The organism is Phenylobacterium sp. (assembly GCF_035539035.1).
GTDB lineage: Bacteria > Pseudomonadota > Alphaproteobacteria > Caulobacterales > Caulobacteraceae > Phenylobacterium.
The window spans coordinates 26,183-49,553 of the sequence record NZ_DATLJI010000015.1 but is presented as its reverse complement, the minus strand read 5'-3'; the positions used below and the strand labels follow the sequence as shown (position 1 = coordinate 49,553).

Genomic DNA, 23,371 nt, shown 5'->3' with positions numbered 1-23,371 from the left:
CTAGAACTCCTGCCAGGTGTCCTCCTGGGCGACCAGGGCCAGCTTCTGGGCCGTGGCGGCCCCGGAGGCGTAGCGCGGCGCGGCGACGGCGGCGGGGCGACGGACCGGCGCAGCGGCCGCGGCCCCCTTCCCCGTGTTGAACTGGCGCATCAGCTGGTCGAGGCCCTCGGCGTCGCGGGCGAGCGCATGGCTCGCCGCCGTGCTCTGCTCCACCATGGCGGCGTTCTGCTGGGTCACCTGGTCCATCTGGTTGACCGCCGTGTTGACCTGGTGGAGCCCGGTGGCCTGCTCCTGGGCCGAGGCGGTGATCTCGCCGACGATGCCGCTGATCTCGGTGACCTGGGACACGATGCGCTCCAGCGCCTGCCCGGTGGCCGCCACCAGCTCCACGCCCTCGCCGACCTGGGCGCTCGAGGCGCGGATCAGGGCCTCGATCTCCTTGGCCGCCTCCGCCGATCGCTGGGCCAGCGCCCGCACCTCGGACGCCACGACCGCGAACCCCTTGCCGGCGTCGCCCGCCCGGGCGGCTTCCACGCCGGCGTTCAGGGCCAGCAGGTTGGTCTGGAAGGCGATCTCGTCGATAACCCCGATGATCTGGCTGATCTGCGATGAGGACGCCTGGATGCCGCCCATGGCGTCCACCGCCCGGCCGACGACCTCCCCGCCCTGCTCGGCGTCCGCGCGGGCGCGGCCCACGAGGGCGTTGGCGTGGCTGGCGCCCTCGGCGGTCTTGCGCACCGTGGCGGTGATCTCGTCCAGCGCCGCGGCGGTCTCCTCCAGGCTCGCGGCCTGCTGCTCGGTGCGCTTGGACAGGTCGTCGGCGGCCTGGCTGATCTCGCCGGCCCCGGAGCCGATGGCCTTGGTATTCTCCACGACCACCACCATGGTCTCCTGCAGCTTCTGCATGGCCGCGTTGAAGTCGCGCCGCAGGTCTTCGTATTCTTCGGGGAAGGCGGTCTCGATGCGGAAGGTCAGGTCGCCGCCCGACAGCCGGTCGAGCCCTGCGGCGAGCGCCGCCACCACCTCGGCCTGGGCCTTGGCGGCCGCCTCGCGGGTGCGCTCGTTGCGCCGCCGCTCTTCCTCGGTGGCCGCCCGCTGGGTCTCGGTCTCGCCCTGCAGGCGGTTCACCTCCAGGCCGTTGGTGCGGAACACCTCCACGGCGCGGGCCATCTCGCCGACCTCGTCCGGACGCCCCGTGCCTTCGACCTCGAGGCCATAGTCGCCGCCGGCCAGCCGCCGCATCAGCTCGGCCAGCCGCACCAGCACCGCCGTCACCGACCGCTCGCAGTAGATCGCGGCGCCCACGGCCCCTAGCACCATCACCGCCACCACAGCGATCATGACCATCCGCACGCCCTCATAGATCCGCGTCGCCGCCGCGCTCTGCGCCTTGGCCTTGGCGGTCTCCTCGCCGGCCAGGGCGCTGAGGTCCTTGGACAGCTTCATGAACCGCGGCCTGGCCTCGCGGAACAGGGCGAACGCCTGCTCGCTCTGCGCGGCGCGCGACACGATCAGCATGCCCTCGTTGGCGCGCTGGTAGTCGGCCCAGTTGCGCTCGAAGGCGTCGAGCTTGGCGGCGTCCTCGCCCGGCCGCAGCAGCGCCCGGTAGTCGCCGATCAGCCGGGCGACGTCGCCGGCGAAGCTGACGATCTGGCCGTCGGCGGTCTTCCGCAGCTCGTCGGTGTCGGCCATCGCGTGGCGCGCCTCGACCACCCGGTAGTTGGCGACCGTCGTATTGAGCTGCTCGGCGATCCGCGCCCGGGGCAGCCATCTTTCGGTCATGGCCTGGGTCGCGGCATTGAGCACGCTGAGCTGGTAGACGGCGAACAGGCCCGAGCCGGCGAAGGCCAGGGTCACCGCCACGAAGAGGATGCGGAGCTTGAGCTTGAGTGTGAGCGCCATGACCTACGTCCAGTGATTCCAAGGGGCCCTCGCCCCTGATGCTGGCTTCGTCAGTAGATCAAGGAAGTTGTTGTGGCCTTAATTTCTACAATAACGGGTGATCGTTATACTGCTAATTGCCGGATGTAGCGTGAATTGCTGAAGTATATCGACTTGCACTGCAGATGTGTGGCGATGGATTGACGCTCATCAATTGAATCGGCCTTCCTCCTCCAGCCGGCGCGCCAGGCGACGCAGGACGACGGCCGCCGCGACGCTCGCCGCCGACAGCGCGGCCAGCAGCCAGAGCGTCGGCGTCGGCCCGAGCTGCGAGAGCATCAGGGCCCCGATCGAGGGCGCGAAGGCGGCCGTGATCTGCACCGGCCGCCCGATCCGGCCCGAGACGACCGGCGCCTCCAGGGGACCGAACAGGTAGAGCGGCAGCGAGCCTCGGGCCACCGAGACCAGTCCGATCCCGGCGCCATAGGCGATCAGCGCCAGCGGCGCGGCCGAGGTGGGCAGCACCGGCAAAAGGCCCACCCCAAGGGTGATCGCGCCCACGGCCACGATCATGGTCACGCTCGGATGGATCCGCGCGCCGAACAGCGACTCGCCGAACCGGGCGCTCACCTGCGACGGCCCGATGAAGACGCCCAGCGCCACCGCCGCCGCCAGCGTCAGGCCGCGCTCCCGCAGGATGGTCACCAGGTGCACCGAGATGATGTTGGCCACCAGCACCTCGAACATCAGCAGGAAGGCCAGCACCACGACCGCCGTCCGCGCGGCGCGGGACAGGACGTGGGCCTCGCCCCGGCTCCCCTCGCCGCCCGCTGCCCCGCCCACCGGCTCGGCGTCAGGCAACAGCCAGCGGTAGATCGGCAGGGCGATCGCCAGGTGCAGGGCGGCGTAGATGGCGCAGGTCCAGCGCCAGCCCACCTCGGTGACCAGCAGCCCGCTGAGCGGCCAGAAGCTGGTGCTGGCGAACCCACCCCACAGCGTCACCATGGTGATCGCCTTGCGCGCCTCCAGGCCGTAGAGCCGCCCGAGCGCCCCGAAGGCGGCGTCGTAGAGGCCGAGCGGCATGGCCAAGCCGATCACCATCCAGCCCGCGAAATACACCGCCAGGTGGGGAGCCGCGGCGATCAGGATCAGGCCGGCCGCGAACAGGCCCGAGGACAGGCTGAGCGCCGGCTTGCCGCCGTGGCTGCGGATCCAGCGCCCGGCCCTGGGCGCCACCGCCGCGCCGGCCAGGGAGCCCGCCGACATGCCGCCGAAGATCCACGGCAGCGGCCAGCCGGTGTCCTCGCTCATCGGCTGGCCGAGCACCGTCAGCAGGTAGAGGGTCGTCCCGAAGGCCAGCATCTGCGCCACGCCGAGCCCGGAGGCCACCAGCCAGCGCGGCCGCATCACCGCCCTCCCCGACGATCGGCGAGGCGGAATTGGCCGGGGACGGAGCGCATGGCCGCTACTGTGCGCCGATTCCGCACCTATATTGATCAGGACGGTGCGTGACGGGCGCCTCGTTCCATGTTAAGTTTTTACTGTACATCATCGGGAGCATCCCCATGCGCACTCTAGCCATCGCCACTGTCGCGCTGCTGGCCAGCGGCGCCGCGGCGGTCGCCGCGCCCGCGAGCGTCTCGGTCACCGTCGGGCCTGACCTGCAGGAGAAGGCGGTCAAGACCTATGGCGTGAAGGACGTCGACCGCCTCGCCCAGCACCTGCGCGAGGACGTCCAGCGCGAGCTCGCCAAGACCGGCGCCTACCAGGACGGCCGCATCGAACTCGTGCTGACCGACGCGGTGCCGAACCGCCCGACCTTTAAGCAGATGTCCGACACGCCCGGCCTCTCCATGCAGAGCTTCGGGATCGGCGGGGCGACCATCGAAGGCCAGGCCGTCGCCGCCGACGGCACGGTCACCCCGCTCCGCTACCGCTGGTACGAGACCGACATCCGCCAGACCTGGGCCAACTGGATCTGGAGCGACGCGGAGTACACCTTCGACCGCTTCGCCCGGAACCTGAGCGAGGGCCGCCGGGTGGTCGCCCGCCGCTAGCCTCGCGCCGGCACTTGCGCCACAGAGACGGCGCGCGGTCTCATCGCCGCGCGCCGTCTGCATTTCGGAACTCCCAGATGACCTCCTCCGCCCCCTCCGGCGACCTGCGGCCCATCGACCGCCTGCTGGCGATCATGGCCCGCCTGCGCGACCCCGAGACCGGCTGCCCCTGGGACGTGGAGCAGACCTTCGCCACCATCGCCCCCTACACGGTCGAGGAGGCCTACGAGGTCGCCGACGCCATCGAGCGGAGCGACCTCGCTGACCTCAAGGAGGAGCTGGGCGACCTCCTGCTGCAGGTGGTCTTCCACGCCCGCATGGCCGAGGAAAAGGGCGCCTTCGACTTCGAGGACGTGGCCCGGGCGATCAACGACAAGATGGTCCGCCGCCATCCCCATGTGTTCGGGCAGGAAACCTACGCCTCGCTCGCCGACCAGAAGGCCGGCTGGGAGGAGCTGAAGGCCCAGGAGCGCGAAAGCAAGCAACGGGAGAAGAAGGGCCGCACGGCCAGCCTTCTCGACGACGTGCCGGTCGGCCTCCCCGCCCTCACCCGCGCCGTGAAGCTCTCCAGGCGCGCGGCCGGCGTCGGCTTCGTCTGGCCCTCGGCCAAGGAGGTGCTGGAGAAGCTGCACGAGGAGGTTCGCGAGCTGGAGGACGAGGTCGCCGCCGGCGACCTGGAGAAGGCCCGCCAGGAAATGGGCGACGTGCTCTTCGTGGTCGCCAACCTCGCCCGCACCCTCGACGTCGATCCCGAGGACGCCCTGCGCTTCACCAACGCCAAGTTCGCCCGCCGATTCCGCTACATCGAGCAGCGCCTGGCCGAGCGGGGAAAGACCCCGGACCAGTCCGACCTGGCCGAGATGGACGCCCTCTGGGACGAGGCCAAGGTCGCCGAAAAGGGCTGATCGGCCGCGCGCCTGCGCGTTTCGCAGTCATTTCGGCGTTTGATGAAAGGCTGCCCCGTCCCGCCGCTTCCCCGACGCTGCGGCAGCCGCCGACGCTGACCCTCAACAGCCGCAAAGGCGACGAGGGGGTACCAGATCATGTTGTCGTTCGATCATTCCGTGCGCGCGGGCCGGGGGCTGCGCGCCACCCTGCTGGGCGCGTCCATGCTGGCTCTGGCCGGGCCGGCGCTCGCCCAGCCGAAACAGGCCGACGTGGAGGAGGTGGTCGTCACCGGCTCGCGCCTCACCGAGGCCAGCGTCGCCATCGGCACGGACGAGGCCACGGCCACCGTCTCCATCACCCGCGACGCCCTGCTCTCGGCGCCGGCCGGCATCACCGGCCTGAAGATGCTGGAGAGCCTGCCGGGCTTCAACGTCCAGGCCAACGACGCGCTCGGCATGTACGAGTTCGGCAACTCGGTCTCCGTGCGGGCCTTCAACTTCCAGCAAATCGGCTTCCTGCTGGACGACATTCCCATGGGCCGGTCCGACCAGTTCGGCGGCAGCCCGATCTACCGCTACGTGGACAACGAGAACCTCGCCCGGGTCACCGCCTCGTCCGGGGCCGGCGACGTCTCGCTCGCCAGCTACGCCTCGCTGGGGCCGATCGTCTCCTACATCACCCGTCCGCCCGAGGAGGAGGCCGGCGGCCTGTTCAGCGCCACCGTGGGCTCCGACGACCTGCGCCGCGGCTTCCTGCGGCTGGACACCGGCGAGCACGCCGGCTTCTCCGCCTTCGTCAGCGCCTCGGGGATCCGGGGCGACCTGTGGCGCGGCCCCGGCACGATCGACCGCACCCATATCGAGGGCAAGATCCGCTGGCGCTTCGAGCTCGGCGAGCTGATGTTCCAGACGGTCCACAACGACTATTTCGACTTCGACAGCCCCTCGATCACCAAGGCGCAGTACGCCGGGACCGCCGGCGACCTGTTCAGCCGCTCGGGCCGCAGCTTCGCCTATCTGGGCTATGTGCCGACGCTGCCGCCGCTCGCCACGGCGCCGAACGTCCCGTTCTCCAATGCCGGCTACAACCAGTACTACAAGTTCGCGGTCAACGCCCGGAAGGACCACCTCTACGGCCTGACCCTGCGCCTCGCGCCCACCGAGGCGATCGACCTGATGGCGTCCGCCTACTACGAGGACAAGGGCGGCTACGGCGTCTCGCCGGAGGCCTACGCCACCTCGCTCGCCAGCCACAACGCCGAGCGCCTCGTGGTGCCGGGGCTCACCGCGCCGCGCGGCATCCAGTACGGGCTCTCCGTCCCCGACGGCACGCGCCAGGGCGTCAACAGCCGCGCCGACTGGCGGATCGGGATCAACACCGTCTCGGCCGGCCTCTGGGTGGAGAAGGACGACTATCACCGCACCCAGGCGCGCTACAACGTCGAGAACGGCCACCCCGACGGCGCGCCCCTGCTCGACGAGCCGGTCCACCTGCAGCGCGACTACGTCTCGGTTCGCGACACGGTGCAGGTCTTCCTGAAGGATACCATCGCCCTCTTCGACGACCGCCTGAAGCTGGACGTCGGCTTCAAGGCGCTTTCCATCGACTATTCCATCGAGGGCTACCGCAACCCCGGCGACTACATCGCCCAGCGCCGGCCGAAGCTCTCCAAGAGCTGGGAGGACGGCTTCCTGCCGCAGGTGGCCGCGGTGTGGTCGGTCACCGGCCGCGACCAGGTGTTTGCCTCCTATTCGGAGAACATGGCCCTGCCCCGCGGCGCCGACGACATCTTCTCCGCCGCCAGTCCCGCGCCGCCCGCCCCGGAGCCCGAGACCGCGAAGAACTGGGAAGTGGGCGTGCGCACCAACCAGCCGACGTTCAACGCCTCGCTGGTGCTCTACAAGACCCGCTTCGAGAACCGGTTGCAGTCCTTCGCCTCGCCGGTGCCGGGCTCCACCACGACCGAGACCTTCTTCCAGAACGTCGGCGCGGTGGAGGCCAAGGGCGCGGAGTTCAGCGGCCAGTGGAAGCCGGAGCTGCTCGGCGGCAAGGTCTATTTCAACGCCAACCTGTCCTACAATCTCTCGGAATTTAAGGACAACTTCGCCGCCTTCACGATCGCCGGCAACCGCGTCCCGGATTTCCCGGAGTGGCTGTTCCAGGGCGGGGTGACCTTCGAGCCGGTCGAGGGCGCGATCATCAACGTCTCGGCCCGTCACATCTCGGACCGCTTCACCAACTTCACCAACACGGAGCGGACCGACGGCTACACGGTGTGGAACGCCTATGTGGACCTCGGCGACGGCTTCGGCTGGGGGCCGCTGGAGGAGATCAAGGTCCGGGTCAACGTCGACAACCTCACCGACGAGGACTACCTCGGCACCATCAGCACCACGACCAACACGCCGGCCAGCTTCCGCCCGGGTCCGCCGCGGACGGTGCAGGTCAGCCTGACGACCGCCTTCTAGGCCGCCGGGCCGAGGTCGAGCCGCATCCCGGTCAGCCTGACCGAGACCAGCGGCCGGCCGAGGCCCGGCAGGGGCGCGAGGCGCCACGCCGCCCGTCCGAGCTGGACGCGTCCCCGCACCCGGGCCGGGGCGCGGACCGGGCGGCCCGCGCGGGCCTGCACCACCTGGAACGGAAGCGGCGGACAGGGCCACCGCGGTCCAGCGGGGCGGAGGCTGACCCGTCCCGCCTCGCCCGCCGCCGTTTCCGCCACGGCCTCGAACGCCGGCCCGGGTCCGTTGTGGAACCGCGCCATCTGCTTGGGGATGGCCCAGAGCCGCTGTCCGCCGTCCCGGGAAACGGCGCTGTCGACCCAGATCCACGGCACGGTGACGCCCAGCGAGAGCCCGCGGCGCACCACCAGCCCGACGGCCAGCTCGTCATAGGCCAGCATCCCGCCCGGGCCGTAGCGGGCCCAGACCGCGCCCACCGCCACGAACGGTCCCAGCCGGACCAGCCGCCAGCCCGGCGGCGGCGGGGGCGGATCGGCGATCCGCGCCAGCCAGGCCGAGACGCAGGCCTCGCCGGCCAGGCGCCAGGGCGGCGGGATCAGGGTGTCGGAGCGCGACATCGCCTCGGGCGCAACCCGCCCCGGCCGCGGCGGGTTCCTCTTCCACGGCGCGAGGAGACGGGCTTGGCGGGATCGGATTCGAGGGGCGCGGCGGCGTTGGCCGTCCGCGGAGTCTGGCTGGCCCTGGCCCTGCCCTTCCTCGCCATCGGCCTGCAGAAGCTCACCGCCTACGAGGCCCATGCGGTCGCCCCGCTCGCCGCCTCCAGCCCGTTCCTCGCCTGGGTCTACGACCTCCTCGGCGTGCGCGGCGCCAGCTTCGCCTTCGCGGCCGTGGAGATCCCGACGGGCCTCGGGCTGGCGGCCGGCGTGGTGCGGCCGACCTCGTGGCCGGCCCGGCTGGCCGCGCCGCTCGCCGCGGCGACCGCCTTCGTCACCCTCAGCTTCGTCGCCACCGCGCCGGGCGCCTGGATCGTGCGCGACGGCCTCCCGCTGCTCACCGTCGAGGTCGGCCAGCTGTTCGCCAAGGACCTCGTCCTGCTGGCCGCCGCGCTCCTGCTGACCGCCCAGGCCTGGTCACCGCGCCGCCGCTGAGCGCCGGCCTCAGTGGCCGCGGATCTCGGCCCCGGGGAACAGCTGCTCGAACTGGCCCAGCGCCTGCGGCGTCAGGCTCACCGCCAGCCGGACGCTGCCGTCCTTGCCCTCGTTGCGCTCGAGCACCCGGCCGTGGCGGTAGAGCCAGGCGATGGCCGCGCCCTCCCCGGCCGGCGCGTAGACATCCACCGGCGGCGACTCGTCCACCAGCCCCGACACCTGCTTCAGCAGCGCCTCGCAGCCGTCGCCGGTGACGGCGGAGACCAGCACGGCCGGCGGATGCGCCCGCCGGGCGTCCCCCTCGATGCGCGCACGGTCTTCCGCCGGCAGCAGGTCGACCTTGTTCCAGACCTCCAGGATCCGGCGCTCGTCCATGTCGACGCCCAGCCGCTCCAGCACGGCGCGCACGTCCTGCGCCTGCGCGTCGCTCTCCTCGCTGGCGATGTCGCGCACATGCAGCACCACGTCGGCCTCGCGCACCTCCTCCAGGGTGGCGCGGAACGCCTCCACCAGCTCGTGCGGCAGGTCGGAGATGAAGCCCACGGTGTCCGACAGGATCGCCGGCCGCCCGTCGGGCAGCTTCAGGGTGCGCAGGGTCGGGTCGAGGGTGGCGAACAGCATGTCCTCGGCCACCACCTCGGCCTGGGTGAGGCGGTTGAACAGCGTCGACTTGCCGGCGTTGGTGTAGCCCACCAGCGCCACCGTCGGGTACGGCACGCGGCGGCGGGCCGAGCGCTGCAGGGTCCGGGTGCGGCGCACCTCGGTCAGCTCGCGCTTCAGCTTGCCGATCTTCTCGGCGATCAGCCGCCGGTCGGTCTCGATCTGGGTCTCGCCGGGGCCGCCCATCACCCCGAAGCCGCCGCGCTGGCGTTCCAGGTGGGTCCAGGTGCGGACCAGGCGCGAGCGCTCGTAGGTGAGCCTGGCGAGCTCGACCTGCAGGCGGCCCTCGCGGGTCCGCGCCCGGCGGGCGAAGATCTCCAGGATCAGGCCCGTGCGGTCGATGACCTTCACGCCCCAGGCCTTCTCGAGGTTGCGCTGCTGGACCGGCGTCAGCGCGTCGTCCACCACGGCCACGGAAGCCTCGACCGCCTCGATGAGGTGGCCCAGCTCCTTGACCTTGCCGCTCCCGAACAGGGTGGCGGGGGTGAGCTTGCGCAGCGGCGCGATGGCGGTCTCGCGGACCTCCAGGTCGAGCGCCAGCGCCAGGCCGACGGCTTCCTCGAGACGCGTCTCGGCGTCCCTGGCGAAGCCGCGGCCCTCGCGGTCGGGGTGGATGACGACGGCGCCCTGGACAGGCGCCTGGCGGTCAACGGATTTGGAGGAGCTCAATCTGTCTCGTCTTCGGCCGGCTCGTACAGCTGCACAGGCTGGGCCGGCATGATGGTGGAGATCGCGTGCTTGTAGACGAGCTGGGATTGCCCGTCCCGACGGAGCAGAACGCAGAAGTTGTCGAACCAGCTCACCACGCCCTGAAGCTTGACACCGTTCACCAGGAAGATGGTCAGCGGCGTCTTGGACTTGCGCACGCTGTTGAGGAAGGTGTCCTGCAGGTTCTGTTTCTTGTCGCTCATTGGCTTTTCGCCTCTTTTGTTTTCATCGGGCGGCCACGCGCCGCCCACACACGCAAAGTCACGCTGGCCCGAAATCGCGACAGGCGCAATCGCGTCCGTGATGCGCGCGCGCCGTCTCCAGTGTGCGCCCGATATAGAGACGCCGGAGCCGGGTCGCCACCCGAGTCCGGCGAGTTCTTTCCGAAGCGCTCGCGCGCCGCGCCTCAGAGCGTGTTGAGGTACTCCACCAGATCGCGCTGCTGGCGGCCGGTGAGCTGCAGCCGCCGCACCCGGTCGTAGTGCGCCACCACGGCCTCGAGGCTCGCGGCGCTGCCGTCGTGGAAATACGGCGGATGGTGGCGCAGCCCGCGCAGCGGCGTGGTGCGATAGGCCTTGTTGACCGTCCGCGCCGCATAGGCCCCGTCCATGCCGGTCTCCGAGGGCGCGTGCAGGACGCCGGCGTTGTTGTCGGTGCCGCTCCCGCCCACGTGGCAGCTCTGGCAGTGGCTGGCGAACAGGGCCTGGCCGCGCCCGGCGGAGGCGGAATCGTACGAGCCCGGCGTCGGCCGCGGCGTCCTCAGGCTGTGCTGGTAGGCCCGCAGCGCCGGCAGCTTGGGCGTGACGAGGTCCGGGGAATGGTGGACGTCGATGCCGAGTCTGGGGTCGGAGAAGGTCCCCTGCCCGCCCATCTGGGTCACCGCCACATAGGCGTTCCAGTACGAGATCGGCGCGTCGCCGGTGTAGGTCTCGTTCTTCACCTCGGCCAGGCCGTAGGCCGGCGGCAGGACGATCGGCGTGTTCTTGCCGTCGATGTTGAAGCGCGGGTCGTGGCGGCCCTTGCCCCAGGACTTGTAGACCGCCCGCTGCTCCGGGGTGATCACCGGCGACATGGCGATGATCGCGCCCACGTCCAGCGACCGGTTGGGCCAGCCGTCCAGGCGGTGTCCGATCCCGGGCAGCAGGGCGTCGTCCACCGTGGAATGGCAGAGCGCGCAGGTGACCCCCAGGCGCTGCATGCGGCCCTGGTCGTCGAAGGTCGCCCTCAGCCCGACGACCGCGTCCTGGCGCAGCAGCTCGCGCGTGCCGCTCGCCGCCAGCGGGTTGTGCAGCAGGAAGCGGCCCAGCTTGAGCCTGTCCATGTCCACCTTGAGGCCCAGCGAGAGGGCCTCCAGCGGCTGCACGTCCTTCGCTACCACCTCGGCGAGGCGGAGCTTGTCGGTCCAGTGCTGCTCGTCGCCGAAGGTGTCGTGCCGGAAGATCTCCTGGCCCTGCAGCTCCAGCGCCGACAGCGGGACCTCCGGCTGGGTCGCCCGCAGGGTTCCGCAGCCGACGAGGACGACGAGCGCGCCCCCCAGCACCGTGCCGGTCGTGGCGACCAGCAGCTTGCGAAGCGATCTCGACGCCATGTCCGTTCTCCCTGAGCTTCCTCGACCGTTGGATGGTGCGTGGAGCTCAAGGTTCCCGGGGGAAGAGGAATCGATCGCCGCGCGGGCGCGCTAGATGGCCGTGGCCTTGGCCCGCGCGATGTAGAGCCGGCGAAGCCGCGTCGCCACCGGGCCCGGGACGCCGTCGCCGACCTTCCTGCCGTCGACCGACACGACCGGCAGCACCAGCGTGCCCGCGCCGGTGATGAAGGCCTCCTTGGCCGCCACCGCCTCGTCGGGCGTGAACGGCCGCTCGTCCACCTGCAGGCCCTCCTCGCGGATCACGTCCAGCAGGGTCAGCCGGGTGACGCCGCGCAGGATGTTGGCGTTGGTGTCGCGGGTGCGCAGCCGCCCCTCCCCGTCGACGATCCAGGCGTTGGACGAGGCGCCTTCGGTGACGAAGCCCAGCTCGTCCACGAACCAGGCCTCCGCCGCCCCGGCCTCGCGCGCCTTCTGCTTGGCCAGCGCATTGGGCAGCAGGCCCACCGTCTTGATGTCGCAGCGGCCCCAGCGGTTCTCCGGCGTGGTCACCACGCTCACGCCCTTAGCCGCGCGGGCCTCGGCGGCGGCGCGGTCGACGGCCTTCACCGTGATCACCACGGCCGGGCGCACCTGTCCGGCCGGGAAGGCGTGGTCGCGCGGCGCCACGCCCCGGCTGACCTGCAGGTAGACGAGCCCGTCGCGCACCCGGTTGCGGCGCACCGCCTCCTTCAGCACGATGGTCAGCGCCCGCCGGCTCATCGGCTCGGGGATGGAAAGCTCCGAAAGGCTGCGCTCCAGGCGCGCGAAGTGGCCCTCGGCGTCGGCCAGCTTGCCGTCGAACAGCGCCCAGACCTCGTAGACCGCGTCGGCCAGCTGGTAGCCCCGGTCCTCGATGTGGACCACGGCTTCGCCATGCGGGACGAAGCGCCCGTTCACATAGGCGATGCGCCCCATCAGATCGCCTCTTCCTCGAGCTGCCGGCCTCCGGAAAGGCCCAGCGACTTCAGCTTCCGGTGCAGGGCCGAGCGCTCCATGCCGATGAAGGCGGCGGTCCTGGAGATGTTGCCCGAGAACCGCAGCATCTGCGCGTTCAGGTACTCCCGCTCGAACACCTCGCGGGCCTCGCGCAGCGGCAGGGCGATGATCCGCTCCGCGCCGATTGAGGACGGGCTGTCGTTCACCGTCGCCTCGGCCGGCAGCATGTCGGCGGTGATCGGCTCGGTGGGCGAGCCGGAGGCCAGGATCAGCATCCGCTCCACATTGTTGCGCAGCTGGCGCAGGTTCCCCGGCCAGGCGCGCACCTGCAGGGTGGCGAGCGCGTCGTCCGCCAGCTTGCGCCTCGGCATGCCGGTGGCCTCGCAGATGCGCTGGATGAAGAACTCCACCAGTTCGGGGATGTCCTCGCGCCGCTCCGAGAGACCCGGCACGTTCACCGGCACCACGTTCAGCCTGTGGAACAGGTCCTCGCGGAAGCGGCCCGCGGCGATCTCCTCGCGCAGGTCCCGCGAGGTGGAGGAGACCACGCGCACGTCCACCTGCACGTCGGAATCGCCGCCCACCCGGCGGAACCGCTGCTCCACCAGCACCCGCAGGATCCGGCTCTGGGTCTCCCGGGGCATGTCCGCCACCTCGTCGAGGTAGAGGGTGCCGGAGTGCGCCCGCTCGAAGACCCCGATCTTGGCCGGCCGGCCGTTCGCGCCCTCTTCCCCGAACAGCTCCACGTCCATCCGCTCGGGCGTCATGCCCGCGGCGCTGATCGCCACGAACTCGTTGCGGGTGCGCGGGCTCGCCGCATGGATCAGCCGCGCCACCGTCTCCTTGCCGGAGCCCGGCGGGCCGGAGATCAGCACCCGGCTGTTGGCGCCGGCCAGCTTGCCGATCATCTGGCGCAGCTGCTGGGCGGCCACCGAGCGGCCGATCAGGCCCTCCGGCGTGATCGCCTGGGCCCGCAGGCGGCGGTTCTCCCGGCGCAGGTTGGCCGCCTCGAGCGCGCGTTCGATGACCAGCAGCAGCCGGTCGGACTTGAAGGGCTTCTCCAGGAAGTCGTAGGCGCCGCGCTTGATGGCGCTGACCGCGGTCTCGATGTTGCCGTGGCCGGAGATCATCACCACGGGCAGGTCGGGGTCCAGCGCCTTGACCATGTCGAGCAGCTCCAGCCCGTCCATGCCGCCGCCCGACATCCAGATGTCGAGGATCAGCAGGGCCGGCTTGCGCGCCCGGACCGCCGCCAGGGCGGACTCCGAGTCGTTGGCCGTGCGCACGGCGTAGCCCTCGTCGGTGAGGATCCCCGCCACGAGGTCGCGGATGTCGGCCTCGTCGTCGACCACAAGTACGTCTGACGCCATACGCTTAGGTCCTCATGCCGTGACGGCCTCGGCGGCGGGCTTGGCCCGCACCCGCGCGCCCACGGGCAGGCGCAGGATGGCCAGCGCCCCCTGCCCGCTGCGGGCGTCGGTGAGCTCCAGCTCGCCGCCATGGTCTTCCAGGATTCGCTTCACGATCGCGAGGCCGAGGCCGGTGCCCTTCTCGCGGGTCGTCACATAGGGTTCGGTGAGGCGGTCGCGGTCCTTGGCCGGCAGGCCGACCCCGTTGTCCTCCACCTCGAAGGCGACGCCGCTCTCGTCGGACACCAGGCGCGCGCTGATCCGCCCCCTCAGCCGCGGCGAACGCGCCTTGCGGGCGGTGACCGCCTCGGCGGCGTTCTTGAGCACATTGGTCAGTGCCTGGGCCAGCATCCGGCCGTCGGCCAGCACCACCACCTCCGGCGCCGGCTCCTCGAGCACCACCTCCAGGTCGGGGCTCGCCACCCGCTGGGCGAACACCGCCGCCCGGACCAGCTCGGCGGCGTCCTGCTCGGCGAACTTCGGCGCCGGCATCCGCGCGAAGGCGGAGAACTCGTCGACCATCCGGCCGATGTCCTCCACCTGGCGCACGATGGTGTCGGTGCAGCGGTCGAAGGTCTCCAGCTCCGCCTCGGCGATGTCCTTGCGGTACTTCTTGCGCAGGCGCTCGGCCGACAGCTGGATCGGGGTCAGCGGGTTCTTGATCTCGTGGGCGATGCGGCGGGCGACGTCGCGCCAGGCGGCGTTGCGCTGGGCGGTCACCAGCCGGGTGATGTCGTCGAAGGTCAGCACCGGCCCGTCGTCGCTGTGGCTGGCGCGCACCCGCAGCCGGCGCGTCTCGCGGCCGCGGACCACATCCACCTCCTCCTCGGCGCCGCCGCGGCCGGCGGTCTCCACCACGGCGGCGATCTCCGGCGCCACGTCGGCGAGCTTGCGGCCGCGGCCGTGGTCGCCGGGCAGGTCGAGCAGCAGGGCCGCCTGGCGGTTGGCCGCCGAGATCCGGCCCTTGGCGTCCAGGCCGATGACCCCGGCGCTCACCTCGGCCAGCACCGTCTCGATGAACTGGCGTCGCCGCTCCGCCTCGCGGCCAGCCCGGCGCAGGGCCTCCTGCTGCACTTGAAGATCGTGCGTCATGCTGTTGAAAGCGCGGGACAAGACCGCGATCTCCTCAGGGTCTTCGTCGGCGTCCACCCGGGCGCTCAGGTCGCCGCCGGCGACCCGGCCCGCGGCCTGCACCAGGCGACCGACCGGCGCCGAGATGGCGTTCGCGGCGCCCAGCCCCAGCCACACCGCGCCCACCAGCACCAGCAGCGCCGTCTCGGCGTAGGAGAGCGCGAAGATGGTCTGGATCCGCTCGCGGTTCTGCGCCGCCTCCCGGTAGGAAACCAGCGAGGCCTCGGCCTCCAGCAGGTGGTTGATGATCCCCTTCTCCACCGGGTGGGCGATGTAGAGATAGGCGTCGTCGTAGGCGGTGAGCCGGTAGACCGCGCGCATCAGGTCGGGCGAATCGAAGGCCGGCACCGAGATGTCGCCCTCGTCGGCGGCGCGGAAGCTCGATTCGGGCGGGATCAGGAACGCCGGCGCATCCGCCGTCTCCGCGCGGGCCAGCACCCGGCCCTCCCGGTCGATCAGGTAGGCGGCGGGGAAGGCGTGGTAGGCCGCCTGTTCGGACAGGTAGTGGCTGAACGCCACCGGGCTCTCTTCGAGCCCGGGCGCGGCGCGGTTGAGGTCCGCGCCCATCAGCCCCACGTGGTCGCCGATGTAGCGCTTCTGGTCCTCCACATAGGACCGGGCCACGGTGGCGGAGTTCTCCACCACGGTCTGCACCCGCTGGCCCAGCCAGTTGTCCACCCCGCGGCTGACCAGCACGCCGTAGAACAGGGCCACGACCACGGCCGGCGCCACGGCCGCCAGCGCGAACAGGGTGACGAATCGCAGGTGCAGCCGGGCGCCCGCGTCGCTCTCGCGGGCGTTCAGCAGGGCGGTGAAGCGCAGGGCGACGACCGTGGTCAGCGCCAGGATCAGGATCAGGTTGAGCGAGAGGACCGTCAGCACCAGCTGGCTGGCCGGCGCCAGCGGCCCCGTCTCCGGCGGTGAGGCGGCCAGCAGGATGGCCACCCCGGTGAGCGTCGCGGCTACCGCGTAGCCGGCGCCCAGCACCGCCCGGGAGTTCAGCGTCCGCCAGACGCGGGCGGCGGTCTCGCTATCTCGGATGTGGTCGGCCAGCAACGCCATCGCCGGGGAGCCTAAGGAACTGTGCTCCAAACTCAACAGCGTTGTTGCGCAGAAGCGTCAGCGTGAGGCGCAGTGGACCCCGTCCGCTACCGCCGGCCGCGGCTCATCTCCACGCCCAGGTCCTGGATCTTCTTGCGCAGGGTGTTGCGGTTGAGGCCCAGCACCTCCGCCGCCCGCACCTGGTTGCCGCGCGTCGCCGCCAGCGTCAGCTGGATCAGCGGCCGCTCCACCTCTTCCAGCACCCGGTCGTAGAGCCCGGCCGGCGGCAGGCCGTCCGGCTGGTCGGCGAAATAGGTGGCGAGCTTGCGCTCCACGAGCTGGGCGAGCGTCGCCGGCCCCTCCTGCCCTTCCACGACCGGCTGCTGGTCGGCGAGCTCGCGCTCGACGATGCGGGCGGTGATCAGGTCCTCGGCGTAGAGGGCGCAGATCCGCCGCACCAGGTTCTCCAGCTCCCGCACGTTGCCGGGCCAGGCGTGCAGCTTCAGCCGCTCCAGGGCGCCGGCGTCGATGGTCTTGGCCGGCAGGCCCTCGCGGTTGGCCCGCAGCAGGAAGGCCCGCGCCAGGTCCGGGATGTCGTCGGCCCGGTCGCGCAGCGGCGGCAGGCGCACGGGCGCCACGTTGAGCCGGAAGAACAGGTCCTCCCGGAACAGCCCTTGCTGGATCAGGGCCCGCAGGTCGCGGTTGGTGGCCGCGATGATCCGCACGTTCGGCCTGCGCCCGGTCTTCGGGTTCAGCGCCGGCTCCGAGCCGTCGATGACCCGCAGAAGCCGCGTCTGGGCGTCCAGCGGCATGTCGCCGATCTCGTCGAGGAACAGGGTGCCGCCGTCGGCCTCCACGAGCTTGCCGTAGTCGCCGTCCTCCTTGCCGAACAGCTCGGTCTCGACCCGCTCGCGCGGCACGGCGGCCAGGTTGATGACCACGAACTTGCCGTCGCGCCTGCGGCCCATGTCGTGCAGGGCGCGGGCGACCAGCTCCTTGCCGGTGCCGCTCTCGCCGAGGATCAGGACCGTGAGGTCCGCCCCCACCAGCCGGGCGATCGTCCGGTAGACGTCCTGCATGGGCCCGGAGCGGCCGATCAGCGGCAGGCGGTCGTCCCGCACGGCCCGGGCCTGGGCCTTGGACGCCTCGGCGTCCGCCGGCTTCGCCAGCGCCCGGCGCGCCGCCGAGGTCATGTCGTCCAGGTCGAAGGGCTTGGGCACATAGTCGAAGGCGCCCACCTCGGCCGCGTTCACCGCGGTGATCAGGTTGTTCTGCGCGCTCATCACGATGACCGGCAGCTTCGGCCGCTCCTTGCGGATGCGCGGCAGGACGTCGAAGACGTTCTCGTCGGGCATCACAACGTCGGTGACGACCAGGTCCCCCTCGCCGTCCGACACCCACTTCAGCAGGGTCGTGGCGTTGCCCGTGGCCCGCACCTGATAGCCCAGGCGCGTGAAGGCCTGCGACAGGACGAGCCGGATCGAGGAGTCGTCGTCGGCGATCAGGATCTTCTTGGCGGTCGTGTTCATGCCGAGACGTCCTCTTCGGTCGCGATGGGAAGCAGGACCCGGAAGACCGTCCGTCCGGGCTCGGATTCGAAGTCGATCAGGCCGCCGTGGCCGGCGACCAGCTTGGCCACCAGCGCCAGGCCGAGGCCCGCGCCGTTGACCTTGGAGGTGACGAAGGGCTGGAACAGGTGCTCGCGCAGGTGCGCCGGCACGCCGGGCCCGTTGTCGACGATGCGCACCTCGAGCGGCGCGCCCCGCGGCGGCTGGCCCTTGGTGGCGCGCACGCGCACGCCGTGGCGGAAGGCCGTGGTGATCGAGAGCTCGCCGCGCCCGTCGCCCCGCGAATGCGCGGCCTCGGCGGCGTTCTTCACCAGGTTCAGGAAGATCTGGATCAGCTGGTCCTCGTCGCCCAGCACCGGCGGCAGCGAGGGGTCGTACTGCTCGCGCAGCGTCAGGCCGTCGGCCACGCCGTTGGCGGCCAGGGCGCGGACCCGGTCGAGGATCTGGTGGATGTTGATCGGCGTCAGGCTGGGCAGGTGGTCGTCGGAGAAGGCCTCCATCCGCTCCACCAGCCGCCGCACCCGGTCGGTCTCGTCGACGATCAGCTGGGCCAGCGGCGCGTCCTCGGCCTTGGCGCCGGACTTCAGCAGCTGGGCCGCGCCGCGGATCCCGGCCAGCGGGTTCTTGATCTCGTGCGCCAGCATCCGGCCCAGTCCCACGACCGAGCGTAGGCCGGCGGCTTCCGGCCCCACCCCGCGCTCGACGCCCAGCCCGGCCTTCACCGACAGGGTCAGCAGCACCGAGCCGTCGCCCAGCGGCGCGGCCGCCCCGTCCGCCTCGAACGGCGGCAGGCCGAAGAGGTTGATCTGCACCCCCCGCTCACGGACCCGGGCGTCCTCCTCGAGCGCGCGGTTGAGCAGCGACACCAGCGCCGAGCCCGGCGGCAGGGCCGCCCGGAAACGGCCGCGGGCCAGCAGCCCCAGCCCCTGGCCGAACAGGGCCTCGGCGGCCTCGTTGACGGCCACCAGGGCGCCTTCGGAATCCACCACCATCGAGGGATCGGGACTGAGATCGAAGGCCGCGGCCTTCAGGATCCCGATGTCGGGTCCGGGTGTCTGGGTTCGGATCTGTCCGGTCATGCCGCCAGCCTGCGGTCTGGAGTGCGCCAGAGGGCGGTCAGCCCCCGCTCGACTTCAGGCGCGTCCTCCAGGCGGCAGAGCGCCGCGCGCGCTTCTCGCCTGGCCTGCGCGGACGCGGGCCAGGGGGCGCTTTCGATGTAGCCGGCCAGGTGCTTGCGGAAGATCCGCAGGCCCAGGCGCTCGCCGTAGAACTCAAGGCTGTCGCGGAAGTGGCCGAGCGCGATCGCCAGCCGTTCCTCCACGTCCGGCTCCTGGTAGGCGCGCCCGTCCAGCGCCGCCTCGATCTGGGCCGCGATCCACGGCCGGCCGTAGACGGCCCGGCCGACCATCACCGCGTCGGCGCCCGACGCCTCCAGCGCGCTGCGGGCGCTGTCGCCGTCGACGATGTCGCCGTTGACGATCACCGGCACCGAGACAGCCGCCTTCACCGGCGCCACCTCCGCCCAGCGGGCATCGCCCTTGTAGAACTGGCAGCGGGTGCGGGCATGCACGGTCACCGCCGCCACGCCCAGGGCCTCGGCCCGGGCGGCCAGGTCCGGCGCGTTCTTCGAGTTGTCGTCCCAGCCCAGGCGCATCTTCACCGTGACGGGGACGTCCACCGCCTCCACCGCGGCGGCCATCAGCTCGCAGGCCAGGTCCGGCTCGCGCATCAGGGCCGAGCCCGACAGCACGCCGGTGACCTCCTTGGCCGGGCAGCCGAAGTTCAGGTCGACGATCTGCGCCCCGGCCCGCACCGCCAGCCGTGCGCCCTGCGCGATGTGCTCCGGCTCGCGGCCGACCAGCTGGACCACCATCAGCGGCAGGCCCTCGCCCACCGCGGCGCGGCGCACCACGTCCGGGCGACCCTTGGAGAATTCGGCGCAGGCGACCATCTCGGTCGCCACATAGGCCGCGCCCAGCCGGCTGGCGGCCCTGCGGAACGGCAGGTCGGACACCCCGGTCATGGGCGCGATCCAGGCGCGGCCCCCGACCTCTACGCTGCCAAGCTTGAGCGTGTTGCCCATTTTTTACTCATCCCCACCGACTTCTTTTTAGGCAAATTGTGCGGCGCCGTAAAGCCCCGCTGAACTGGACAAGTTCCGCCTGCGCCCTAAAGAGGTCCGCATGAGTTTTTCGGCGGTCGTGGTGGCGGCGGGGGCGGGTCTGAGGGCGGGCCCCGGAGAGCCCAAGGCCTGGCGCATGCTGGGCTCGCGCCCGGTGATCCGCTGGTCGGTGGAGGGCCTGCTCTCGGCCGGCGCCCGCGAGGTCGTGGTCGTGGTCGCCCGCGACCGCCTCACCCAGGTGGACGAGGCCCTGGAGGGTCTGGAGGGCTGGCGCGCCGTCACCGGCGGCCGGACCCGCGCCGATTCGGTCCAGGCGGGGCTCGCGGCCATCACCGCCGGCCGCAACCAGCCGATCCTGGTCCACGACGCCGCCCGGCCCTTCGTCACCCGCGATCACGTGGACCGGCTGCTGGCCGCCCTGGACCTGGCCGACGGCGCGGTGCCCGCCCTGCCCGTCCCCGACACCCTGAAGCGCGGCGAGGGCCTGGTCGACGAGACGGTGTCCCGCGAGGGGCTCTGGCGGGCCCAGACGCCCCAGGCCTTCCGGTTCGGCCGGCTGAAGGCCGCCTACCGCCGCTGGCCCACCGGCGAGGAGCCCACCGACGACGCCGCCGTGGTCGAGCGGGCCGGCGGTTCCGTCGCCATGATCCCCGGCGACCCGATGCTGATGAAGCTGACCTGGCCGGCCGACTTCCTGATGGCCGAACAGCTCGCCGCCTCGCGCCGGCTGATCCGCATGGGCCAGGGGATCGACGCCCACCGCTTCGGCCCTGGCGACGTGGTCTGGCTCTGCGGCATCCGCATCGAGCACGACCTGGGCCTGGTCGGCCACTCCGACGCCGACTGCGGCCTGCACGCGCTCACCGACGCCGTCCTGGGCGCGATCGCCGAGGGCGACATCGGGGCCCACTTCCCGCCGAGCGACCCGCGCTGGAAGGGCGCCTCCTCCGACCAGTTCCTGACCCACGCGGTGAAGCTCGCCACGGCCAAGGGCGCCCGGATCCTCAACGCCGACGTGACCCTGATCTGCGAGCGGCCGAAGATCGGCCCGCACCGCGACGCCATGCGCCAGCGCATCGCCGAGCTCCTGCGCCTCCCGGTCGACCGGGTCAGCGTGAAGGCCACCACGACCGAGGGCATGGGCTTCACCGGCCGCGAGGAAGGCCTCATGGCCCAGGCCATCGTCTCCGTGGAGACCCCGCTCTAGGCGGCGCCAGCGTCAAAGCCCTCCTCCTCGATGGAGGAGGGTTGGGTGGTGGTGTGGCCGCCGAGCCGACGCCGATGGCGCTTGTGGGCGCGAAGCCAACCAGCGCCCTTCACCTCAGCTCCCTGCGATCACCACCATCCCTACCCTTCCTCCATCGAGGAGGAAGGGGCGCGAGCCGCCCTACCCCGGCAGCCACGCGTGCCGCTCGCGCAGCTTCCGCCACAGCGCGCCCGGCAGGTTGGTGTAGTCGTCGGTCCAGGGGCGCGCCTTGGTGGGGTCCAGCGGCAGCCAGCGCTCGTCGCGGCCGTAGGCGGCCACCGCCTGCGGCGTGCGGCCGATGACGATGGCGTCCTCGTCGGCCTCCCAGAAGGCGCCGTCCCCGATCACCCGCCGCATCTGCAGGAAGCCGTGGCCGCCCGCCGCCTTGGCCACCGCCTGGGCCGGGCCCAGCAGGTCGAGGTTGCGGTTGGACAGGTGGAGGATCAGCACCCCGTCCGGCTTCAGCTTGGCCAGATAGCCGCGCACCGCCTCGACGGTCAGCAGGTGGGCCGGCACCGCGTCGGACGAGAAGGCGTCGATCAGCAGGATGTCGAAGCTCTCGTCGGGCTGCTGGGCCAGCGTCAGCCGCGCGTCGCCGACCACGAAGTCGACGGGGCCCCGGGCGCAGCGGCTGGTGTAGGTGAAATTCTCCGGATTGTGCGACACGCGGATCACCAGCGGGTCGATCTCGAAGAAGGTCAGGTGGTCGCCGGGCCGGACATAGGCCGCGACCGATCCGGTCCCCAGTCCCACCGCCCCGATCCGCGTCCCCTGCGGCCGCGCCTCCTGCTGGCGCAGGAAGACCTGACCGATCGGCGTGCCCACCGTGTAGTAGACCATCGGCTGGCAGGCCCAGTAGGGGTGCGTCGCCTGGGCCCCGTGCAGGGTGGTCCCGTGGGCCAGCATGCGGATCTCCCCGCCGCGGGCCGGGACGTCGGCCTTGGAGAGCCGCAGGACCCCGAAGAAGCTCCGCCAGCTTTCGGTGGTGTTCACCCGGTCGGCCGTGGCGTTGGCCCCGAACGAGATCACCACCACGATGGCGAACATGAACAGCGCGTGCTTGCGCACCAGGAAGGCCGCGATCACCGCCGCGCACAGCAGCGCCCGCACGCCGAGCTCGAAGAAATCGGACTGGCTGAAGTCGCCGACCAGCGACTTGGTGTCGAGGGACGACGAGAAGGTCATCAGCACCGGGGTGACGGCCGCGGCCACCACGCCCAGGATCAGCATGGCCCAGCTCCAGGTCTCGATCCTGGAGGGCCCCCAGGGCCGGGCCAGCGCCGCCAGCGCCAGGACCGCCGGATACTCCCAGACATTGCTGAAGATCACCGGCGCCAGGAAGGCGTTGAAGGCCCCGCCGACCACCCCGCCCACCGAGAGCCAGAGGTAGAACTCCGTCAGGTGCGCCGGGTCGGGCCGCCGCGCCACCAGCCGCTGGTGGCACATCAGCGCGGTCAGGAAGAAGGCCGCCAGGTGCACGAAGAGCTGGATCAGCAGGTTGGTGGACTTGAACGGCAGCAGCGCCGCGCAGCCGGCCAGCGCCGCGGCCTGCAGCACCAGCGTCAGGTCCGGCGGGATCGTCGGCTTCGCCTGGAAGGCGATGATGAAGGTCGTGAGGTAGAGGGCGAGCGGGATCACCCACAGGAAGGGCGCCGAGGCCACGTCCGTGGTGATGTGGGTGGTCACGCCCAGCATCAGGCTGGACGGGATCGCCGCCAGCGCCACCCAGGTCAGCCGGTCGCGCCAGGGCACCGGCGCGCTCTTGCGCACCTCGGCCACGTGCGGGACCTGGTCGCGGGCCCGGGCCACCACGACGGCCAGCGCCGCCATCAGCAGGACGAAGGCGGCGTAACCCAGGCTCCAGCCGATCCGCTGGCCCAGCACCGTCGTGGTGGGCTCCACCAGCGCCGGATAGGCCAGCAGGGCGAGCAGGCTGCCCAGGTTGCTCGCCGCATAGAGGACGTAGGGCTCCTTCCCCTCCTCGGCCCCCACCGTGCGGGCGTGCCAGGCCTGCACCAGCGGCGCGGTGGCCGACAGCACGGCGAAGGGCGCGCCGATGGAGAGCGCCAGCACCCCGATCAGCCACAGGTTCGGATGCTCCGACGAGGGGGCGCCCACCAGCTCGTTGACCCTCAGCGGCAGGGCCAGGGCGGCGACCAGCAGGGCCGCCCCGTGCACCATCGCCTGGCGGCCCACCGAATGGATCTTCTGCAGCAGGTGGGCGTAGCCGTAGCCGGCCAGCAGGGCGAGCTGGAAGAAGGCCATGCTGGTGTTCCACACCGAGGGGCTTCCGCCGAGCAGCGGCAGGACCAGCTTGGCCACCATGGGCTGCACCAGGAAGACCAGGGCCGCGCTGGAGAAGACGGTGACGGCGAACAGCGCCGGCGGCGGCCGGATACCGGCCTTCTCGGCCGCGATCGTGGTCATGGGCGCTTTGAACCTTGAATCGGTGACGCGGCTCGGATGTTGTGGTCTGGCTCCGCCGTCGCC

The 23,371-nt window shown here is 71.6% G+C and carries 18 protein-coding genes; 5 read left to right on the top strand and 13 right to left on the bottom strand.

What is annotated here, in order from left to right; all coding sequences use genetic code 11:
- Nucleotides 1–1,902, bottom strand: a complete 1,902-nt coding sequence (locus VM685_RS12175) for a HAMP domain-containing methyl-accepting chemotaxis protein (RefSeq protein WP_325460432.1) — start codon at nt 1,900–1,902, stop codon at nt 1–3.
- A 189-nt stretch (nt 1,903–2,091) separates the two neighbouring features.
- Complete coding sequence (locus VM685_RS12170; RefSeq protein WP_325460431.1) at nt 2,092–3,288, bottom strand: MFS transporter; 1,197 nt, start codon at nt 3,286–3,288, stop codon at nt 2,092–2,094.
- Between the two features lie 158 nt (nt 3,289–3,446).
- Between VM685_RS12170 and VM685_RS12165 the strand changes: the two genes are divergently transcribed.
- The 3 genes from VM685_RS12165 (at nt 3,447) to VM685_RS12155 (ending at nt 7,294) form a co-directional block, all read left to right on the top strand.
- On the top strand, nt 3,447–3,938 hold the full coding sequence (locus tag VM685_RS12165; RefSeq protein WP_325460430.1) for a hypothetical protein: 492 nt from the start codon (nt 3,447–3,449) through the stop codon (nt 3,936–3,938).
- Between the two features lie 77 nt (nt 3,939–4,015).
- Nucleotides 4,016–4,843, top strand: a complete 828-nt coding sequence (gene mazG / locus VM685_RS12160; RefSeq protein WP_325460429.1) for a nucleoside triphosphate pyrophosphohydrolase — start codon at nt 4,016–4,018, stop codon at nt 4,841–4,843.
- Between the two features lie 138 nt (nt 4,844–4,981).
- Nucleotides 4,982–7,294, top strand: coding sequence for a TonB-dependent receptor (locus tag VM685_RS12155; protein ID WP_325460428.1), 2,313 nt, complete (start codon nt 4,982–4,984; stop codon nt 7,292–7,294).
- On the opposite strand, the gene VM685_RS12150 is transcribed toward VM685_RS12155, so the two are convergent.
- The gene (locus VM685_RS12150) at nt 7,291–7,902 is read right to left on the bottom strand and encodes a hypothetical protein (protein WP_325460427.1); all 612 of its coding nucleotides are present in this window, start codon (nt 7,900–7,902) and stop codon (nt 7,291–7,293) included. The genes VM685_RS12155 and VM685_RS12150 overlap by 4 nt on opposite strands.
- A gap of 96 nt (nt 7,903–7,998) precedes the next feature.
- Between VM685_RS12150 and VM685_RS12145 the strand changes: the two genes are divergently transcribed.
- Entirely contained in the window at nt 7,999–8,433 is a 435-nt protein-coding gene (locus VM685_RS12145; protein WP_325460426.1) for a DUF417 family protein, read from the top strand.
- A gap of 9 nt (nt 8,434–8,442) precedes the next feature.
- On the opposite strand, the gene hflX is transcribed toward VM685_RS12145, so the two are convergent.
- From hflX to dusB, 9 genes are all read right to left on the bottom strand, one after another.
- Nucleotides 8,443–9,762: a GTPase HflX gene (gene hflX / locus VM685_RS12140; RefSeq protein WP_325460425.1), complete on the bottom strand. Its 1,320-nt coding sequence runs from the start codon at nt 9,760–9,762 to the stop codon at nt 8,443–8,445.
- On the bottom strand, nt 9,759–10,004 hold the full coding sequence (gene hfq, locus VM685_RS12135) for an RNA chaperone Hfq (RefSeq protein ID WP_257818028.1): 246 nt from the start codon (nt 10,002–10,004) through the stop codon (nt 9,759–9,761). Before hfq ends, hflX begins: the two co-directional genes overlap by 4 nt.
- A 203-nt stretch (nt 10,005–10,207) precedes the next feature.
- Entirely contained in the window at nt 10,208–11,389 is a 1,182-nt protein-coding gene (locus tag VM685_RS12130) for a c-type cytochrome (protein WP_325460424.1), read from the bottom strand.
- A 90-nt stretch (nt 11,390–11,479) separates the two neighbouring features.
- On the bottom strand, nt 11,480–12,343 hold the full coding sequence (locus VM685_RS12125) for a D-amino-acid transaminase (protein ID WP_325460423.1): 864 nt from the start codon (nt 12,341–12,343) through the stop codon (nt 11,480–11,482).
- Nucleotides 12,343–13,734 (bottom strand): sigma-54 dependent transcriptional regulator, encoded by a 1,392-nt coding sequence (locus tag VM685_RS12120; RefSeq protein WP_325460422.1) that lies wholly within the window; start codon nt 13,732–13,734, stop codon nt 12,343–12,345. The genes VM685_RS12125 and VM685_RS12120 overlap by 1 nt, the downstream gene beginning before the upstream one ends.
- A 12-nt stretch (nt 13,735–13,746) precedes the next feature.
- Complete coding sequence (locus tag VM685_RS12115; RefSeq protein WP_325460421.1) at nt 13,747–15,966, bottom strand: PAS domain-containing sensor histidine kinase; 2,220 nt, start codon at nt 15,964–15,966, stop codon at nt 13,747–13,749.
- Between the two features lie 86 nt (nt 15,967–16,052).
- Nucleotides 16,053–17,474 carry a nitrogen regulation protein NR(I) gene (gene ntrC, locus VM685_RS12110; RefSeq protein WP_325460420.1) on the bottom strand — a complete coding sequence of 474 codons (1,422 nt, stop codon included), beginning with the start codon at nt 17,472–17,474 and terminating at the stop codon, nt 16,053–16,055.
- Nucleotides 17,471–18,592, bottom strand: coding sequence for a two-component system sensor histidine kinase NtrB (locus tag VM685_RS12105; RefSeq protein WP_325460419.1), 1,122 nt, complete (start codon nt 18,590–18,592; stop codon nt 17,471–17,473). The genes ntrC and VM685_RS12105 overlap by 4 nt, the downstream gene beginning before the upstream one ends.
- On the bottom strand, nt 18,589–19,596 hold the full coding sequence (dusB, locus tag VM685_RS12100) for a tRNA dihydrouridine synthase DusB (RefSeq protein WP_325460418.1): 1,008 nt from the start codon (nt 19,594–19,596) through the stop codon (nt 18,589–18,591). The genes VM685_RS12105 and dusB overlap by 4 nt, the downstream gene beginning before the upstream one ends.
- Nucleotides 19,597–19,696: 100 nt before the next feature.
- Here dusB and VM685_RS12095 point away from each other — a divergent pair, with 100 nt between their 5' ends.
- Complete coding sequence (locus VM685_RS12095; RefSeq protein ID WP_325460417.1) at nt 19,697–20,842, top strand: bifunctional 2-C-methyl-D-erythritol 4-phosphate cytidylyltransferase/2-C-methyl-D-erythritol 2,4-cyclodiphosphate synthase; 1,146 nt, start codon at nt 19,697–19,699, stop codon at nt 20,840–20,842.
- Nucleotides 20,843–21,022: 180 nt separating this feature from the next.
- Here VM685_RS12095 and VM685_RS12090 read toward each other — a convergent pair whose 3' ends face one another.
- Nucleotides 21,023–23,308 (bottom strand): fused MFS/spermidine synthase, encoded by a 2,286-nt coding sequence (locus VM685_RS12090; RefSeq protein WP_325460416.1) that lies wholly within the window; start codon nt 23,306–23,308, stop codon nt 21,023–21,025.
- Nucleotides 23,309–23,371: the final 63 nt, after the last annotated feature.

What these genes read in the sequence shown, in the direction of transcription:
- hfq (WP_257818028.1), bottom strand. Translation starts at nt 10,004, where the DNA reads ATGAGCGACAAGAAACAGAACCTGCAGGACACCTTCCTCAACAGCGTG.
- ntrC (WP_325460420.1), bottom strand. Translation starts at nt 17,474, where the DNA reads ATGAACACGACCGCCAAGAAGATCCTGATCGCCGACGACGACTCCTCG.
- VM685_RS12095 (WP_325460417.1), top strand. Translation starts at nt 19,697, where the DNA reads ATGAGTTTTTCGGCGGTCGTGGTGGCGGCGGGGGCGGGTCTGAGGGCG.
- VM685_RS12120 (WP_325460422.1), bottom strand. Translation starts at nt 13,734, where the DNA reads ATGGCGTCAGACGTACTTGTGGTCGACGACGAGGCCGACATCCGCGAC.
- VM685_RS12130 (WP_325460424.1), bottom strand. Translation starts at nt 11,389, where the DNA reads ATGGCGTCGAGATCGCTTCGCAAGCTGCTGGTCGCCACGACCGGCACG.
- VM685_RS12150 (WP_325460427.1), bottom strand. Translation starts at nt 7,902, where the DNA reads ATGTCGCGCTCCGACACCCTGATCCCGCCGCCCTGGCGCCTGGCCGGC.
- VM685_RS12175 (WP_325460432.1), bottom strand. Translation starts at nt 1,902, where the DNA reads ATGGCGCTCACACTCAAGCTCAAGCTCCGCATCCTCTTCGTGGCGGTG.
- mazG (WP_325460429.1), top strand. Translation starts at nt 4,016, where the DNA reads ATGACCTCCTCCGCCCCCTCCGGCGACCTGCGGCCCATCGACCGCCTG.
- VM685_RS12170 (WP_325460431.1), bottom strand. Translation starts at nt 3,288, where the DNA reads ATGCGGCCGCGCTGGCTGGTGGCCTCCGGGCTCGGCGTGGCGCAGATG.
- VM685_RS12115 (WP_325460421.1), bottom strand. Translation starts at nt 15,966, where the DNA reads ATGGCGTTGCTGGCCGACCACATCCGAGATAGCGAGACCGCCGCCCGC.
- VM685_RS12125 (WP_325460423.1), bottom strand. Translation starts at nt 12,343, where the DNA reads ATGGGGCGCATCGCCTATGTGAACGGGCGCTTCGTCCCGCATGGCGAA.
- dusB (WP_325460418.1), bottom strand. Translation starts at nt 19,596, where the DNA reads ATGGGCAACACGCTCAAGCTTGGCAGCGTAGAGGTCGGGGGCCGCGCC.
- VM685_RS12165 (WP_325460430.1), top strand. Translation starts at nt 3,447, where the DNA reads ATGCGCACTCTAGCCATCGCCACTGTCGCGCTGCTGGCCAGCGGCGCC.
- VM685_RS12155 (WP_325460428.1), top strand. Translation starts at nt 4,982, where the DNA reads ATGTTGTCGTTCGATCATTCCGTGCGCGCGGGCCGGGGGCTGCGCGCC.
- VM685_RS12105 (WP_325460419.1), bottom strand. Translation starts at nt 18,592, where the DNA reads ATGACCGGACAGATCCGAACCCAGACACCCGGACCCGACATCGGGATC.
- VM685_RS12090 (WP_325460416.1), bottom strand. Translation starts at nt 23,308, where the DNA reads ATGACCACGATCGCGGCCGAGAAGGCCGGTATCCGGCCGCCGCCGGCG.